The following is an 18,580-nucleotide window of genomic DNA, read 5'->3' on the forward strand; positions in this document are numbered from 1 at the left end:
ACTTCGAATGACTGCAAATAACCACAAATAACCACAAATAACCACGAATAACTACGAATAACAATGAATACCTTTGCATCAATAATCCCGACTTTTGTTCGTTCGTATTATCAGGGCAAAAATAAACCGTTATCGTGAAAGATCTACCAAGGGGTACAAATACAGCCAATCCTCAGGAAGCATTGTTGCATTCACATCCTCCCCACATCCTGTTTCTGGCCCGATGGTACCCCAACCGGTATGATCCCATGCTGGGTTTGTTTGTCCGCAATCATGCACGGATAGCTTCCTCTTTCGCCAGTGTCAGCGTCGTTTATGTGCAACCGGTATCGGGAGAACTTCAAAAAACGGTCATTGAACATTTTGACGACCAGGGCATCAACACCTGCTGCGTCTATTATCCTGCATCTGCCGTTCAGTTACCCGGTCTCGACAGTCTGTGGAAAGGCTTGTTGTATCTGCGTGCAAACCTTCAAGGCATCCGTAGTGCGTTACAGTCTGCGGGTAAGCCATCCCTTTTGCACGCACACGTGCTCACCCGTGCGGGCGTCATCGCTCTCTTATTGCACTGGAGGTACCACATCCCGTTTGTCATCACCGAGCACTGGTCGCGCTATCTGCCATCCGTAAACACCTTCAGGGGAACGCTCCGGCAATGGGTGACCCGTTTTGTCGTCAAAAGAGCGGCCGCTGTTACAACCCCGACCCTGAACCTTCAGAACGCAATGCAAAGCTTCCGTCTGTTCAATTCCAATTATTCCGTGTTGCCGAACCTTGTTGATACCGACAGATTTATTCCGGCTCCGTATAAAATGACAAACACGGACCGGAAAAAACAGTTCGTGCACGTATCCTGCTTTGAAGACAGATCAAAAAACATATTGGGTCTGCTGCGTGTAATATTTTCATTATCAAAAAAAAGAAACGATTTTCAGTGCCGGCTGGTTGGAGTGGGGGAGGACTTTGAAATGCTCCGGGAACAGGCCCAGCAATGCGGATTCCTCAACAGCCATGTTGTTTTCACAGGCTTGCTGGAGGGAGATCGCCTGGTAAAGGCGATCAACACAGCGGATTTCATGGTTATTTCAAGCCACTACGAAAACCTCCCGGTCGTGATCGGGGAAGCATTTTCCTGCGGCATCCCCGTTTTATCGACCGATGTCGGTGGAATTTCAGAGATCATTACGAATGAAAACGGTTACCTCGTCAAGGCACGTGACGATCAAAGCCTTTCAGAAGGCATTGAGTATATGCTTGACCATTTTCCCGATTTTGATAGCAGGGTCATACGGGATCAGGCCAGGCGTCTCTTCAGCGGGGAAGCGGTTGCCCAGGCAATGAAGTCACTCTATATAAATGTTTTATATGGCTGAATCAGGTAAAACAGCATCACCCGATACACACACACACGCTGAACCCCTCCGGTTCGGCATTATGTGCAATGGATGGGTGCTTCAGGCCTGGCAGATAAAAGCAATCCGACTGCTCGAAGAAAAAGGATGCCGGCCGGAATTGCTCATTTTTAACGATAACCAGGATAAGCCTCCTGCAGGATGGAAGAAACTGATCCATTACCCTTACAATAAGCTCTTTTATCGTTTATACCTCCGGTTCGCTCACCATCCTGCCTCCAAAAAACCGATCAATATAAAAGATTTTTTTAATACGACCGAAGCTGTTCACTGCCGGCCTGACCGAATAGGTCATTCAGAAGTTTTCCGGGAAACCGATGTCATTCAGATAAAAGAGATAAAACTTGACTTTATCCTTCGTTTTGGGTTTAATATTATCCGTGGAGAGATCCTCACCGCTGCCCGTTACGGGGTCTGGTCGTTCCATCACGGGGATGAGCAGCACTACCGGGGCGGCCCTCCGGGATTCTGGGAGATCTATCACGGAAACCCGGTAACGGGGGCGATGCTGCAAAGGCTTACCGACAGGCTGGATGCAGGTGTCGTCCTGCGCAAAGGTCATTTCAGAACCGTGCACCACTGCTGGTCGGGAAGCATTGACCAGCTGTTTATGGAAACAGCTCACTGGCCGGCACAGGTGGCGACTGACATCATGAATGATGTCAGTTTGTCATGGAATCAACAGCCAGTCAGAACGGAAGCGCCTGTTTTCAAAGTCCCGGGCAACGCGCAGATGATGCGGTTTGTGCTTTCACTTATGATTTCAAGGGTCCGGTTTCACTTTGATCGTCTGTTCAGGGCCGAGAAGTGGAATATCGGAATCATAAGGGCTCCGGTGAAGGACATTTTGACCGGTCACACCCGTATTCAACCTGAATGGCTGCTTCCAATCCAACCTCATCGCTATGCAGCGGACCCATTTGCGATAACTGCTCCTGACCGTTTGAGAATTTTCTATGAGTCCTATGACTATCACGCAGCCAGGGGAACGATTGCGTCCATTCAGGTCGATCTGAATTCAGGGAGGGTGAGCCCGCCCTCCACGGTTTTGGAGAAAGACTATCATCTGGCCTATCCCTATATTTTCGCTGTTGACGGCAAATGGCACTGCATTCCTGAAACCGCACTTAACCGGACCGTTGACCTGTACTGCTGGGATGAAGATGCAGGCAGGCTGGTTTTCGACAGGACACTCCTGTACGATGTTGACGCCGTGGATTCAACGGTCTTTCAACATGATCAGTACTGGTGGTTGTTCTGTACAAGGAAGTCGCTGTCGGACACGCACTTATATGCATATTATTCCAGGGAATTTACAGGACCCTATCAACCGCATCACAACAATCCCATCAAGACAGATGTCCGGTCAGCAAGGCCTGCCGGGCCACTGCTCATCCTTGACGGTTTGCTGCTGCGGCCTGCCCAGGATTGCTCAGTGAGGTATGGTTACAGGATCACGATGCAGAAGATCATCCGGTTGACACCTGATGAATTCGTGGAAACGTCCGCAGGGTGGATCGGGCCGTTTAAGGGTACTTCATTCCCGATGGGTGCGCATACGCTGATAGATGCTGGTGATCATACCGTGATTGATGCAAAGAGATATGTTTTCGATGGATGGAATTTTGTCCATGAACTCAACAGGAGCGTACAAGGCAGGATCCCGCCGAAACCTAATAATCACTGACCAGTATGCTCCGGCACATCATAGGCACAACGTTCACCAGGCTCTTCAACGCATTGATGGCTCTGGCGATGTTGTGGATCAACACACAGAACCTGGGCAAAGAGGGACTCGGAACGATCGGGCTGATCGTCCTGGGGATCACCCTGATTTTGTTGATCAGTAATTACATTGGAGGTGGTGCCCTGGTTTTCCTGTCATCGCGTCACGATTGGCGCCGGCTGATGATACCCTCTTATCTCTGGGCCTGCATCGTTGCGGTGGCAGGTGCATTCTTGCTGAAAACCTTCCACCTGATCCCCGTTGAGTTCACCCGCGACATACTCCTGCTTTCGTTAGTGCAGTCGTTCATGACCATCAACCTCAACCTGCTGGTTGGAAAAGAAAAAATCAGTTTTTTCAACGGAATTTCCGTCCTGCAGATGCTGGCCACCACCATTGTCCTGGTGATCATGATCTATTCGGTGAAGCTGTATGATGTAAGGGCCTTTGTGTATGCCCTGTATGCCGGCTACCTGACAGGATGGCTCCTCAGTCTGATCGCCGTGATGCCGATGATCCGCACTACATGTCAGCAGGATCGTCAGCCGGTGATCCCTCAAATCATACGTTACGGAAAATTCATTCAGACCGCCAATGTGCTCCAGTTGCTGAACTACCGGTTGAGCTTCTATCTGATCGAGTTTTTTACGGGCAGGGCAGCACTTGGAATATTCAACGTCGGTGTGCAGCTTTCGGAAGGGGTTTGGCTGGTGGGCAAAAGCGTGGCAACGGTTCAGTATGCACGAATTTCCAACACATCGGACCAGGAGTATTCAAAACGCATCACGCTGCTGTTGTTCAAGCTTACCTTTGTTGTTTCCCTGCTGATCACGGCAGTCCTTGCCATCCTTCCTGAATCCGTTTACGGTTGGTTCTTCGGCGACGATTTCACCGAGGTAAGAGTGGTCATTTTGTCACTCGCGGCAGGAATTCTTGCCACGGCTGTGGCATTGATGTTCAGCCATTACTTTTCGGGAATCGGCCTTCCTGTCCACAACATGATCGGATCAGCCATCGGTCTGATCCTGACTTTGGTACTGGGTTTGTTATTCATCCCAAAACACGGAATCATTGCGGCAGGTATTACAGCATCCGTATCTTACCTGGCTAATCTGGCCTACTTGATGGCCGTCTTTATTGTCAGGACAAGGCCTTCGATCAGGGATTTTATCATCCAAAAGGACGATTTCAGGTTACTGGTACAGGAATTGAGAGGAAAACGCCAGCAGGTCACCGGCAACACTCATTGATCCTGCCTTCATTAAAATCTGTTCATTATGACACTCCGGGAAGTGGAAAATCTTTATAAGGAAATCATCCGGGGCCTGTCGCAAGGCTCTGTAAAAGATGCCCTGGATGATTTGCTGCGAATGATTGTTTTGACTCAGCAGTCAGAGTTCCGGATCCAATATGAAAAAAATCTGGACATCTACAAGAACATTCTTAAATACACGGCAGAGGGCATCGACGATCCGGACCGGTCCAGGATTTTCGACAAAATGCTTTCTTCGGTCTTTGAGCTTACGGATCTGGTTTACCAGCATTTGCTTACCCACAGGTCAGGGATGCAGATTTATCAGATCAAAAAGGGACTGGAGAATAAAATGGACTGGATGATCGATCAGGCAACAGCTTCTCTGACGAACCTCAATTTTGAAACGGATCTGGACGAGCTTTTAAGGGACATCAACCTGACGCAGGCTGATCCTGCTCAACGACAGGAAGAAAGAAGCAGGATCCTGGCCAGGATCTTTGAACTGGTCTGGCTTACCGATCGTTTTGACGAAAACGAGATCAATCTTATCCTGGCGGTCCGGAATTCAAGCCAGGTTGCGTGGTACGAAAAATGCCTGGTTGTCAGTGCACTGACCTTAAGCCTGATCCGGTGTTTCGACCAGAACAAACTGGAGTCGCTGATTGCATTCTATGAGGACGGTGCCGATCAGATTGCACAAAGGGCACTGGTGGGATTGTTGTTCGGACTTGTGGCGTACGATAACAGGCTGAGATTTTATCCGTCATTGCGTAACCGCATTTCCTTTCTAAAGGACAGGGAAGGATTCTCAGCTGATATGCAGATGGTGATCATCCAGATCCTGCGCTCCAGGGAAACGGAACGCATCACCCGAAAGTTGCAGGAAGAGATCTTGCCTGACGTAGCCAGGCTGGCACCCAAACTGGAAGACAAACTGGATCTTGATAATCTGATCAACAGGGATCCGACGGATGAGAAAAATCCGGACTGGGAAGACTTTTTTAAAGATACACCTGACCTGTATCATAAGATGGAGGAATTCACCCATCTTCAGATGGAAGGCTCCGATGTGTTCTGGAGCGCCTTTGCCATGTTGAAGCATTTTGATTTTTTCCGGCAGGTGCATAATTGGTTTCTCCCCTTCCATACCGGCGATCCAGCCATCCGGACTCTTTTGGATGAAGGCATCGGAGGCAAGGATCCTGATCGGTTTTTCGATGGCATTGCCCGGACCGCTTATCTGTGCAACTCAGATAAGTATTCATTTTGTTTGAACATCCGTTTTCTTCCGGAAACCCAGAAGACTCTGCTTTTGAATTATTTCATGGAGGAACTCAATAATCTGAACGAGATAACAGATGAGGATGCGTTGCTGAACAAATCGACAAAGGATAAATTCATCTTTACACAATACATCCAGGACCTTTACAGATTTCATAAATTACATTCCCTTAAAAACGAATTGACTGACATTTTCACCATTCCATTTGATTTGCACAGGGCGTGGTTTCTGTCCATAATGGACGAAAGCAGTTCCACCCTCAGGAACATTGCAGAGTTTTACTTTGAGCGGGATCAGTTTGACCAGGCCCGTGAAATTTACCAGGAGCTCAACAGCAAAGGAGACAACAGTTATGAAATTTTTGAAAAGACAGGATACTGCTTCCAGCGTACAAACCGGTATGAGGAGGCCCTGGAATTCTACCTGAAAGCCGAACTTTTCGACACCAACAAGATCTGGCTGAACAAAAAGATCGCACTCTGTTACCGTAATTTGAAGAACTACGACGAGGCATTGCGCTATTATCAGGAATTACTGAAGATGACGCCCGACAATGCAGGCATTCTTGCATCCATAGGTCATTGCTATCTTGATAAAAATGAAATGGATCAGGCGTTGAATTATTTCTACAGGATTGAGTTTCAAAATTCAGATGACATCAGTGCCCTGCGGCCTATCGCGTGGATCTTTTTCATAAAAGGTGATTTTGAAGCTGCCTCGGAATACTATCACCGGATCATCCGCAAAGAGCCCAATAAGTATGACTTCATGAACCTTGGCCATGTGGAGTGGTGCCAGGGCAACAAGCTTGCTGCCATCGATTATTACAAGCAAAGCATCCACCAGAAAGACAATAATCTGGAACAGTTTCTTGCCGGATTCAATGCTGACCAGCCATATCTTTTGAAGAACGGAATCAATCCCGGTGACCTGCCTCTGATGCTTGACTATCTTAAATATGCGCTTGATTCAACCCAATAGATAGGTGATGGACCGGTTTCTTTTCAGAAACCGCCGCAAACTGGCCCGTTTTTTTCCCGGATGCGATAGCATTTATCTTTGGTGTCGGCAGAGCAGTCAGAATTAAACATATCTTTGTTAACATTTTTGAACTTTTGCGTATTGCTGGTTTTAAAAAAAAGTGTAACTTGAGCCCTTTTAAAACACAAAGCAATCAATTATTCATTATAATTCAAACGTATGAAAATTAGAAATTTACTTTTTCATCTGGTTGCCATCGCTGGCGGTGTTGGACTCATTTTGGGGACAACTTCGTGGATTGCAGGTTTACATGACTGGGGAGAAGGTGATGAAAAGGATGGAGGGAGTGTTCATTCTGCATCGGCTTATCTTTTATCGCTCAGAGGTAATCAGGTGACCGGGACCGTTGAAATGAAAGATGTTTTACAGGCCCGGGAGCAGGTGGCAGAACGGACAGGAAATCCAGCGCGGGGGTTGAACATGCAATGGTCCGAGCTGGGACCGGACAACTATGGTGGCAGGACCCGTGCTTTGCTGATCGATAACCGGGATGCCACGGGTAAAACGGTTTACGCGGCCAGTGTCAGCGGCGGTATCTGGAAAACAGTCAACGGCGGGCAAACCTGGGCCAGGGTAAATGGTTTTGAGGAAAATCCAAATGTGGTTTGTATGGTGCAGGCCTCCAACGGCGATGTCTATGCCGGAACCGGTGAATTTTTCATTGCTCCTGACGACAAAATTGCCAGATACAGTGGATTCATAGGCCGTGGAATTTTTCATTGCACGGATGGAGACAACTTTACCGTTATCCCCTCAACCGTTCCCGTTCTTTCTGAAGGAACATCCTCCCTGTGGGCCTATGTCAACCGGCTGGCCATTGATCCCGGCTCAGGAAGGATCTATGCTGCGACGAACGGTGGACTGGTGTATACGGATAATGGATTTTCGACCTTTACCTTCGCTCAAACCAGCGGGGGAGACGTCATCGACACCATTGCCACGGATGTGGATGTTGCCGCCAATGGACTGATCGTTGCCTCTGTGGCCTCTCATTGCTACGTTTCAGCGTCCGGGAGCCCTTCCGGTTTCGTTGACCAGTCAACACGGTACTATAAGACACCTGATACGATCGTCAACGAAAACAAACTGCCCAGGGATAAGATTGCACGCCTTGAACTGACCATTGCACCTTCCAACAGCGATGTCATCTATGCAATGACAGCTTCATCAACAGATGCCGTCAACCAGCTGGAATTTGGAGAACTTGAGGGGATCTACCTTTCAGAAGACAAGGGTGAAAGCTGGATGACCATCGGCCCCGGTGGAAGTAATTCATTCAATGTGTTTGGAGACGGTTCGGATTACTACGGATTCTATAATAACACCCTGGCGGTTCATCCCACCGATCCCTTTGTTGTCCTGGCTGGTGGCATTGATATGTGGAGAGGTGAAAAAGTGAATGAAGCAGGATATTATAACTGGATTAAGCTTTCTTCGAGCGCTCAGGGAGCCTTTACGTACATCCATTCCAGCCATCATATTTATGTTTACAATGCTACCAATCCCAATATATGTTACATTGGTTCCGATGGCGGAATATTCCTTACCGATGATGGTTTTTCATCGTTCCGTAACGTCAACCGCCAATACAATACCTGCGAGTTTTACTCGGTTGCATTCGATCGTAAAGGTTATCCCATCGGGGGCACACAGGGAAACGGGATCGTTTACCTGAACCAGGAAGGAAACACTCCTGAAACCGGTGCACAGATGGGTTGGTCCGGTCTTGCCATGAACGGTGGCCACCAGGAGATCTCGATGATCATGCCCAACTGTTTCATCCTTTCAGGAGAAGCGCTTAACCTTTACCGTTCCGACGATTATGGAAGGAACTTTTCCCCTGTATTCATACCTGCCGGCATCACCAATCCAAACGCATACCTGACGCCCTTTGCCCTGTGGGAGAGCTTCAACAATCAAAACAGCAGGGATTCGGTATCGTTCATTGCGGATAAAAATTACAACGCGGGTGACACACTGATTGTAACCAGCGCAAACAACGATGTTCCCTTCTCCTATGTCACCCCGGACCCGCTATCAACAGGACAGGAACTTATGGTGAAGGATATCGTATCGGCACGTTTCTTCCTTCCGGTCCAGGGTGCGGTTCACATGTCAACGGATGTGCTCGATTTCACCAAAGAACCTGCCTATTTCAAGATAGCAACGATCGAGGGCATTCCACTTTGCATGGCCTACTCAACCGATGCCAATTATGTGTACGTGGGGACCGATGGAGGAAAAGTATACAGGATTGCCAACCTGGCCCTGGCCTACAATACGCAAACAGCTGACATATCAAGCAGTTCCTGTATCGTTTCCACCACAGTCGTTGCCAGTTTCACAAACCGGTCGGTCACCTCCGTCGCAGTTGATCCAAATAATGCCGAACATGTGGTTATCACGCTCGGTAATTATGGCAATACAGATTATGTGTTCCGCACGACCAATGCCCTGGACTCTCTTCCATCATTTGCGTCCATACAGGGTAATCTGCCCAGAATGCCCGTTTATGCCTCCTTGATCGAACTGAACAGCTCTGAGCGGATCATTCTGGGAACTGAATTTGGTATCTGGTCAACCGATAACGCCAATGCAAATACACAATGGAGCAATGAAAACGAAGGAATGGGGAACGTGCCTGTTTTTATGCTCAGACAGCAATGTATAGGTCAATACCCCATCGCCAACTTTGGAGTCATTTACGCAGCCACTCACGGTCGGGGATTATTTCAATCGGTCGATTTTGTGGGCATCGACGAGTTTGACGATGCTGAACCTGTCATTTCCGGATCGCTTACGGTCTATCCAAACCCGGCAAGCAATGAAATCAGGATATCCTATGTTCTCATAAAACCGGCTGCTGTCACCCTGGAGATCTATGATCTGAATGGTCATAAAGTAATGACTGTCCAACCATCGAAACAGGTGTCAGCGGGTACCCATTTACTCCCTGCTTCCGTCAACAGCCTTCAACCAGGAACCTATATCCTCATCCTTAAATCAGAGGGCCAGGTGAAAACATCCAAGGTCATCATCATGAGGTAATTCTTATGTTTTTGATAAATATAAAAATGAACGATATGAAAAAGAGCGCTATATTTTTAATCTGTCTTTTTGCTTCTCTGACCCTGTTAGCTGACATCACAGTCTACACACCTGCACAGGTTGCTCCCAAGGACGGTGCTGATTATCAGCCGCCGAATGTGCTGCTTGACTGGGAACCGGTTGCAGGAGGGATTGACCTTCATTATGATGTTCAGGTCAGCATAAGTTCAGACTTTACAGATCCGATTCTGCTTACCACCACCATGAGCAGCATAAACACCAGTGAACTTTTATTTGATACCCAATACTTCTGGAGAGTAAGAGCAGCTGATCAGAGCGGTTCTTCCAACTGGTCGCCGGCACGCTCCTTTAAAACAGCCGATGTGGTCGAACTGTCGAAGCCCAAAAAGAACGGCACCGACATCATTCCAAACATATTCCTGGAATGGGATAAAAACAGTGAGATTACCGGAATCACCCACTTCGATGTCGAACTCGATCAGGTAAATACATTCGACAGTCCAAACTATCACCGCTTCCTTCTTCCATTTGTTGATGGAATCAATAAATACCAGATGGAAGACCTGTATTTTAATGTCGATTATTTCTGGAGGGTCAGAGCCATCCATTCCAAGGATACCAGTGAATGGTCACAGACCTGGAAATTCACCACCCTGGAGACATTTGAGCTGAAACGTCCAAAGGACAACGCGGTTGATCAGAATCCGGATCAGGAGCTCATCTGGGACAAAATCAGCGGTGTGAATGCCTATCTTTTTCAGATCGATCTTGATCCTAATTTCGCCACGGCCAAGACCTATGAAACCATCAATGACAGGGCGAATGCTGAAAAATTGCATTTTGGCCAAGTGTATCACTGGCGGGTCCTGGCCTATCACGAGCTCGACAGCACTGAATGGACGGATCCTTTTCAGTTCACCACCATTGATCACGTCAACCTGCTTCAGCCGGAAGACGGACAGGGCGGACTGAGCGTTTTCCCGACGTTTACCTGGGAATCCATTACGGGTATCACTTCGTATTGCCTCGAAATTGATGATTCTCCTGATTTCAGTAGCGATCCTATCCACAAAAGTGTCGCGGCAGTAACAACCAGCAAAGTGACCTATTCATTGCCCGGACCGGCGCTGGACAGTGCCACCACGTATTACTGGCGGGTATGTGCCCTTCACGAGTACGACAGCAGTGGCTGGGGGCAGGCTAGGTCATTCACGGTGATAGCCACCGGTCTTGAAGACCCGTCATTGAATGCAGCGTCCGTTGAGATCGCACCCAACCCGGGCAGTGGCCTGTTTACGTTAACGATTTCATCAGCTTCACCTGCTTTGCTCAGCGTTTCTGTAATGGATCTTGTTGGACAAAGCATTCAAAGCCTGGAGTGGAACCTGACACAGGGATTGAACAAGCGGGTGTTGGATCTGCGCGATCTGCAGGCGGGAATCTATCTGTTCAGGCTGCATCAGGCAAATGCCGTTGTGACCAGGAAACTGGTCATACAGAGGTAATTACGGCATTTCCGATCCCCTCTTTTGTGAACAGTGAGCTGTTCATTCATTGACAAAAGATGTTGTTGCATTTAGTGCAAGACATCGTTATCTTTGTGGCATTCTGCTAAAATCCGCTTGATGTTTCGTCATTTACATCTGAAAATAGGATTGTTTTTTACTTTTTTCTTTCTGAGCAATACCGTTCTTCATGCCCAGATCGATGCATGGACAAATACTCCGGAGATATGCCTCGGAGAGCAGGCGGAAATGAATTCGGTCATTGAACTGCCTGTTGAGGAATATAATCCCGTTTACTTCATTCATAATGACACTGTTTTAGACGATGTATTTGATATTGGATTTGATTTCAAATTTTACGAGACGGTCTATAAGAAGTTCGTGATCGCACCCAATGGCTGGATAAGCTTCAATACGACGCTGGCCGGGACATTTGACGACTGGCACGCTACGAAACTACCCAGTGAAACGGCACCCAAAAATGCAATCCTGTTCCCGTGGCAGGACTGGTATCCCTATGTGGATGACGGATCGTATGTGGGGTGGGCGGTTTTGGGTTATGCACCCATGCGAAGGCTGGTCGTCAATTTCTTCAATGTCAAGCTGGCAGGAAATGAAAGTTCCAATGAACGAGGGACATTCCAGCTGAAATTATTTGAAACCTCAAATACGATCGAGGTTCATATCACGAAGAAACCCTCGTCAGGTTCTTATCTTAATAACATTGCCACCATTGGCGTGAATGATGAACAGGGCGTTCGATGTTTTTATCCAACCGTACCTGACCGAAATGGAACTTCCTGGACCACGGAAAATGAGGCCTGGCAATTTTTCCGGACCGGAAATCCTGCCAATGCCTATGCAGTTGTTTCCATTGATTTCGAACCTGAAATCATCGGGGAGATCGGCCCGGTAAAATGGTACGAAAATACGGTTGACCTGGATCACTACCTTTCAACGGGGAATACACTTTTTACCACTCCGACTGAAACTACTCAATACATTGCCCAGATCCTTGTCAATGGAACCGTTCCTTACTCAGACACGGTTGAGATCAAGGTCAATCAGATACCTGAGGTAGACGCAGGAGAAGATAAGACCATTACGAGTGGAGAAACGGTGACCTTAAATGGAACCGTGACCGTCGGAACCCCACTTTTTCAATACTTCTGGGAATCAGCAGATGGTTCGTGGTCATCAGAAGAACAAAATCCACAGGTGTCCCCGGTAAATACGTCAGAATATCTCTTCTGGGTGATTGACGCCAACGGGTGCATATCTTTGAAGGATAACGTGATCGTTGAGGTGATGAACAGTCCGTTGTTTATGACAGTCAGCGCAGATCCCCTGACCGTTTGCAAAGGTGATGAGGTGCTGTTGACTGCCAAGATCTATGGCGGTTATCCACCCTATCAGTGCAGCTGGGAAGCAAAACCTCAGTTAACCGGATGGAATCCCGATAACGAACCTTTGCAAACCGTTAATCCCATAGAAACTACTACTTTTCTAGTGACGGTCACTGACGACAATAGTTCAACCTACACTGACAGCATTACGGTCACTGTTGTTACCGTTCAACCTGAGCTTTCAGGCCTGCAGGATTTCTGTGAACTTTCGCAGGGGATTGTATTTTCAACTCCGCCTACAGGCAACCTGTTTTCCTGGGACCTGACCGGTGACGTACCCGGAGAACTGTCATCCAGCAATAATGAGCTGACCGTTGATTTTGGTGAAGGGTACGGACTGGATACCATCATCGTGATTGAAACGACGAATGATCTGTATAAATGCAAGGCTTCCGATTCAATCGTTGTTACAATACATCCCAATCCCGGTCCGGTCATTATGGATCAGGGAGGGAATCCGGTATGCCAGTATGCCAGCGGAGTGATTTATTCTGCTGATTTTGTGGCTGGCCATTCCTATCAATGGGATATGGTTCGAAACTACGGAACCTTTGTTGACGCTGATTCGACACAACATCAGATCAAAATTGACTGGCATTCTTCAGGCCAGGAGCTTCTTGTTTTGACCCAGACATCTGATTATGGCTGCGTCAAAACCGTTACGAAAGACATCATCATTCATCCGGCACCCACACCTGTCATCATGGGACCCGAGGCGATCTGTGAAAAAGATACATCCATCCATCTGACTCAGAGCCATTCCGGCCATTCTTATTTTTGGGAAACGATCCCGCCATTTCCGGGAGATGTTCTATCGGACTTCACTACAAATGAGATAAAGGTCAGTTGGAAGCAGGCCGGAACCGCGTTGATGACTGTCACTGAAACCATCGACGACACGCAATGCACAGCCGAGTCTCTGCCTTTCACCACGACCATCCATGCCCTACCCAAACTTGAACTGCTTTCGGAATCCCATAGCGTTTGCCAGGGCGATTCGGTTCTGATCGAATTATCGGGAGGAGACCTTTACCACTGGCAACCCTACCAGGACATGAGCTGGATAGACGACTCCACTTGGTGGGCAAGCCCTGGCCAGACAATGAATTATATCGTCATCGGAGAGGATATCCTCACCGGGTGCTTTTCCAACCCACTTGCACTGGAAGTTGAAATCAGGCCGAATCCCATCATTGACCTGGGCGTTGATCAATACCTTTCTCCCGGTGAAACCATTACACTGGATGCCGGTGAAGGATTTGATGAGTACCTGTGGAGTACGGGAGACATTGGACAGACCCTTTCGGTGAATTCTGCGGGTTTATATGAAGTGCGTGTGGGACTGAAAAACTGTGAGGCCCAGGATTCCATCCGGATCAAAATGCCGGCAGGACTTATACCGATACCAAACGCCTTTACTCCTAATGGTGACGGATCCAATGATCACTTTGGCCTGGCCGGATCCCTGGAAGAAATAACGCGGTTCAATATGCAGATCTTCAACCGCTGGGGAGCAAAAATCTATGAGACTACCGATCCCTCCCAACCCTGGGATGGCACCTATCAGGGAATCCTTTGTGAAACAGGAACTTACCTCTGGGTTATCTCTGTCGAGGAAAAATCTCTCGGGCAAAACATAACAAAACGGGGTTATGTTTCCTTACTAAGATAAAATTTTTCATTAATTTCGCGTTTATATTTTCCGCAGCAATGTTTTACTGGTTCTCCTGTAATATATTCTCGTGATTTGAGTTTTCATTGCAGGTAAAGATTTATGATCGGAATGAGAATTACCGCATTTGCCATTTTGTTGTTTTTTTCGCTGACGGTCAGCGCCCAGGATGATTGTGATTACATCCCTCCCAGGCAGGCCAATACCTGGTATTTTTATCTGAATGCAGGTATTGAATTCAATACGACTCCTGTTCCGTTAGGCAATAACACCCTGTTATCCGATGGTTTTACGAAAACAGCCGTATCGGTCCTGTGTGATGAGAGCGGAGACCTTTTGTTATTCTCCGATGGTGAGAGGGTCTGGAATTCAAATTTCCAGGAACTAACCTACAGTTATGTTTCCAAACTTTCCGGGAGCAACGATTGCAGCCAGTCATCCCTCTTCATCCCCAATCCGGATCCCACCAATCCTTATTGTTATCTTTTTACGGTTGACGTCCTGGATCCATTTCCACAGCCCTGGGCTTCAGACGGATTGCGCTATTCCATTATCAACATCCAAACCGGTCATGCTCAATTTCCGAACATTCAACTGAAACCAAAAGCTGCCGAAAAGCTGACAGGGGTTCGTCATGGCAACGGTATGGATTACTGGGCGATTGCACACGGCTATGATGTCAGCGGGGGAGAATCGGATGTTTTTTATTCCTACCTGATCACAGAGGAAGGAGTGACAGAAAATCCCGTTACATCCAAAGAGGGACTTGCTCACGATGGCATTCCCGGAGATCAGAATTCAGTTGGTTATATGAAGGCCGCACCGGATGGTTCAAAACTGGCAGTGGCCATTTTTGGAAAGGATGTGGTCGAACTGTTCGATTTCGATAACCAAACTGGCAGGGTGGGGGAGGATTTCCGGTTCACATCTGATAAGGTCGATGATGCATTTTGCCTGGAGTTCTCGCCCGATGGATCCAAATTGTACGTATCGACCTACGTGCCCCAGGAAGGACACCTCAGATCGTATATCTATCAGTACGATCTTGCAATATTGCCTGCAAATCCTCTCCAGCAGAAAGAGATCATCACATCTTCCATTGACAGTGTTTACGCCGGAATGCAGCTCGCGCCCGACGGGAAAATTTATATCAGCGCCATCAGCAGGGATGGGTCAACACGTTACAAATCCCTGAGTGTCATTGAGAATCCGAACAGACCAGGGACTGATTGTAACTTTGTTGCGGAAGGAATTACCTTACAGGGTAGCGGTGCAGCTTCTTACAGGGGACTGGTCAACGTGAACCAGAGCTTTGTGGACATCCCGCATTTTACCTATCTGAATCACTGCTTTGGTGATTCGACCACGTTCACCATATCGAACGATGCCAATACGGACAGGTGGGAATGGGACTTTGATGGCGATGATGTGATGGACACCATCGCTGAGAATCCTTTCAACATCTTTCCTTCCCCCGGGACCTTCCAGGTCGCAGTGACTGAATATTTGAACAATAAGCCTTTTACAAATTCCGAACCTGTGGTTATTTACCCTCTCCCGGTCATTGATGTCGGGAGCGGGGAGGATACGATCTACAAATATCCCGGTGCACCTTTTGAGCTGAATGCGGGTGAAGGCTTTGATTTTTATTACTGGAACGATCAACCCGGTGGTCCTACGTATATTGCTTATGACACAGGGCTTTACCAGGTAATGGTCATCGATTCGAATTGTTGTTATAATGTTGACAGGGTATGGATTTACGATTCGAAGATCATAATCCCGAATGCCTTCACCCCAAACGGAGATGGCGTAAACGATTTTTTCAAACCTTTGATATTGACCGAAGGGGTAAAGGATTTTTCCATGGCGATCTATAACCGCTGGGGACAGCTCATCTTTGAAACCAACGATTACATGACCGGATGGAATGGTAATTCCAACAACAATCCCTCACCTACCGGAGTGTATATTTATATGATCAGCTACAGGGTGCCGGTTGGGATAGGTGAATATAAATCCGAGACTCAAAAGAAGCATGTAACGCTCCTTCGATAAAAAATGTCTGCCCCTTCCCACCCCTACACTCCTATCATCGCCAGGGAACTGAGCCTTTCGGCCCATCAGGTGGAAAATACACTGAAGCTGCTCAACGAAGGCGCAACGATCCCTTTCATAGCACGGTACCGAAAAGAGATGACAGGCAGCCTCGATGAGGTCATGCTGATCAGGATCCGCGACCGTCTGAAACAACTTACCGAACTCGACAAACGTCGCGAAACGATCCTTTCCTCCATCCAGGAACAGGGAAAGCTGACCCCTGAGCTGGAGAAACAAATTCAGGAAGCTGCCACGCTCTCCGAGCTGGAAGATATCTACCTTCCCTATAAACCCAAAAAGAAGACCAGGGCCTCCGTTGCAAAGGCCAAAGGACTGGAACCGCTGGCGGAAATCATTTATTCCCAGCAATTCATCGATCCTTCTGAGGCAGCTCTGAAATTTGTCAATCCTGAGCTTGGTGTTGCTTCGGCAGATGAAGCACTTTCAGGTGCCAGGGATATCATTGCTGAGTGGATCAACGAAAACAAGCATGGCAGGCAGGAAATGCGCTTTTTGTTTTTAAAGAAGGCCCTGCTTCATTCAAAGATCCTAAAGGAAAAGGAAGAAGAGGGGATTAAATACAGGGATTATTTCACGTATGGCGAGCTGATGGCAAAAGCACCTTCGCACCGTGTGCTGGCCATGTTCAGGGGAGAGAATGAAGGATTCCTGAAGGTGACCATTGCACCGGAAGAACACCTTGCCCTGCAGTTGCTGGAAAGGATTTTCATCAAGAACAGTTCATTGTCGGCAGAACAGGTTCGCCTGGCATTGCAGGATTCTTACAAACGGCTTCTGCAGCCTTCAATGGAAACTGAAATGCGGCAGTGGGTGAAACAAAAGGCTGATAAAGAGGCAATCCGGGTTTTTGCCGAAAATCTCAGCCAGTTACTGATGGCCCCGCCTCTGGGACAGAAGACCGTGATGGCCCTTGATCCGGGTTTCAGAACCGGATGTAAAATCGTTTGCCTCGACAAGCAAGGAAACCTGCTGCACAATGAAACCATTTATCCAAATCCGCCCCATAATGAGGTTAGACAGTCGATACCGAAGATCCTCAACCTGGTGGATGCCTATAAGATTGAAGCGATTGCCATTGGTAACGGTACTGCCGGCAGGGAAACGGAGTATTTCATCCGGAGAATACCTTTCGATAAGGAGATCATGGCGGTGATGGTCAATGAAAGCGGGGCATCGGTCTATTCCGCCTCGCCTGTGGCCAGGGAAGAGTTTCCCGATTACGATGTAACTGTGAGAGGAGCCGTATCGATTGGCCGACGGCTGATGGATCCCCTCGCCGAACTGGTCAAGATCGAGCCAAAATCTATCGGGGTGGGGCAGTACCAGCACGACGTTGATCAGAATGAATTGAAAGAAAGCCTGGCAGATGTTGTGGTGAGCTGTGTTAACGCAGTGGGTGTGGAAGTGAATACAGCCAGCAAGGAGTTGCTGACCTATGTATCGGGTGTCGGACCTTCACTTGCTCAGAAAATCGTTGATTTCAGAAAGGAAAAGGGTCCGTTCAGCTCACGGGAAGAACTGAAAAAGATCCCCCGTTTCGGGGCGAAAGCCTTTGAGCAGGCCGCCGGATTTCTCAGGATCCATCAGGCAGTGAATCCACTCGACCGCTCAGCAGTGCACCCGGAAAGTTATCACATCGTTGAAGCGATGGGGAAAAGTGTGGGAGCAGGTGTAGAAGAAATCATGAAAAACGAAACGCTGAGAAATCAGATCAGGATTGAGGATTTCATCTCTGAAACAGCTGGCCTCCCGACACTACAGGATATTCTGCAGGAACTGGCCAAACCCGGCCGCGATCCCAGGAAAAAATTTGAATTCTTTGAATTCGATAAATCCGTGCATTCCATCAACGATCTCCAGCCTGGTACGATACTCCCCGGGATCGTGACCAATATCACCGCATTTGGCGCCTTTATTGACATTGGTGTACATCAGGACGGGCTGGTACACATCAGTCAGATGGCCGATAAATTCATCAACGACCCGAACCAGGTGGTCAAACTCAATCAGAAAGTGAAGGTGAGGATTCTTGAGGTGGATATCGACCGTAAAAGGATCCAGCTTTCGATGAAGAACACCAACACCCCTTGA

General features: G+C 47.9%; 9 protein-coding genes. All 9 read left to right on the forward strand.

All coding sequences use genetic code 11. The features are described from left to right. Positions 1 to 134 precede the first annotated feature (134 nt). The 9 genes from PKI34_09410 (at position 135) to PKI34_09450 (ending at position 18,580) form a co-directional block, all read left to right on the forward strand. Complete coding sequence (locus PKI34_09410; GenBank protein HNS18023.1) at positions 135 to 1,373, forward strand: glycosyltransferase; 1,239 nt, start codon at positions 135 to 137, stop codon at positions 1,371 to 1,373. After that, a complete protein-coding gene (locus PKI34_09415; protein ID HNS18024.1) occupies positions 1,366 to 3,099 on the forward strand; it encodes a hypothetical protein in 1,734 nt (577 codons plus the stop codon). Before PKI34_09410 ends, PKI34_09415 begins: the two co-directional genes overlap by 8 nt. A 5-nt stretch (positions 3,100 to 3,104) precedes the next feature. Then, positions 3,105 to 4,388, forward strand: a complete 1,284-nt coding sequence (locus tag PKI34_09420) for a hypothetical protein (protein HNS18025.1) — start codon at positions 3,105 to 3,107, stop codon at positions 4,386 to 4,388. 27 nt (positions 4,389 to 4,415) lie between these two features. Beyond that, positions 4,416 to 6,656: a tetratricopeptide repeat protein gene (locus PKI34_09425; GenBank protein HNS18026.1), complete on the forward strand. Its 2,241-nt coding sequence runs from the start codon at positions 4,416 to 4,418 to the stop codon at positions 6,654 to 6,656. A gap of 219 nt (positions 6,657 to 6,875) precedes the next feature. Next, positions 6,876 to 9,764, forward strand: a complete 2,889-nt coding sequence (locus tag PKI34_09430; GenBank protein ID HNS18027.1) for a T9SS type A sorting domain-containing protein — start codon at positions 6,876 to 6,878, stop codon at positions 9,762 to 9,764. A gap of 35 nt (positions 9,765 to 9,799) precedes the next feature. Continuing rightward, positions 9,800 to 11,290, forward strand: coding sequence for a T9SS type A sorting domain-containing protein (locus tag PKI34_09435; GenBank protein ID HNS18028.1), 1,491 nt, complete (start codon positions 9,800 to 9,802; stop codon positions 11,288 to 11,290). Between the two features lie 120 nt (positions 11,291 to 11,410). Beyond that, entirely contained in the window at positions 11,411 to 14,368 is a 2,958-nt protein-coding gene (locus tag PKI34_09440) for a gliding motility-associated C-terminal domain-containing protein (protein HNS18029.1), read from the forward strand. 111 nt (positions 14,369 to 14,479) lie between these two features. After that, positions 14,480 to 16,426 carry a gliding motility-associated C-terminal domain-containing protein gene (locus tag PKI34_09445; GenBank protein HNS18030.1) on the forward strand — a complete coding sequence of 649 codons (1,947 nt, stop codon included), beginning with the start codon at positions 14,480 to 14,482 and terminating at the stop codon, positions 16,424 to 16,426. 3 nt (positions 16,427 to 16,429) lie between these two features. Continuing rightward, complete coding sequence (locus PKI34_09450) at positions 16,430 to 18,580, forward strand: Tex family protein (GenBank protein ID HNS18031.1); 2,151 nt, start codon at positions 16,430 to 16,432, stop codon at positions 18,578 to 18,580.

The organism is Bacteroidales bacterium (assembly GCA_035342335.1).
In the GTDB taxonomy this organism is placed as follows: domain Bacteria; phylum Bacteroidota; class Bacteroidia; order Bacteroidales; family JAGONC01; genus JAGONC01.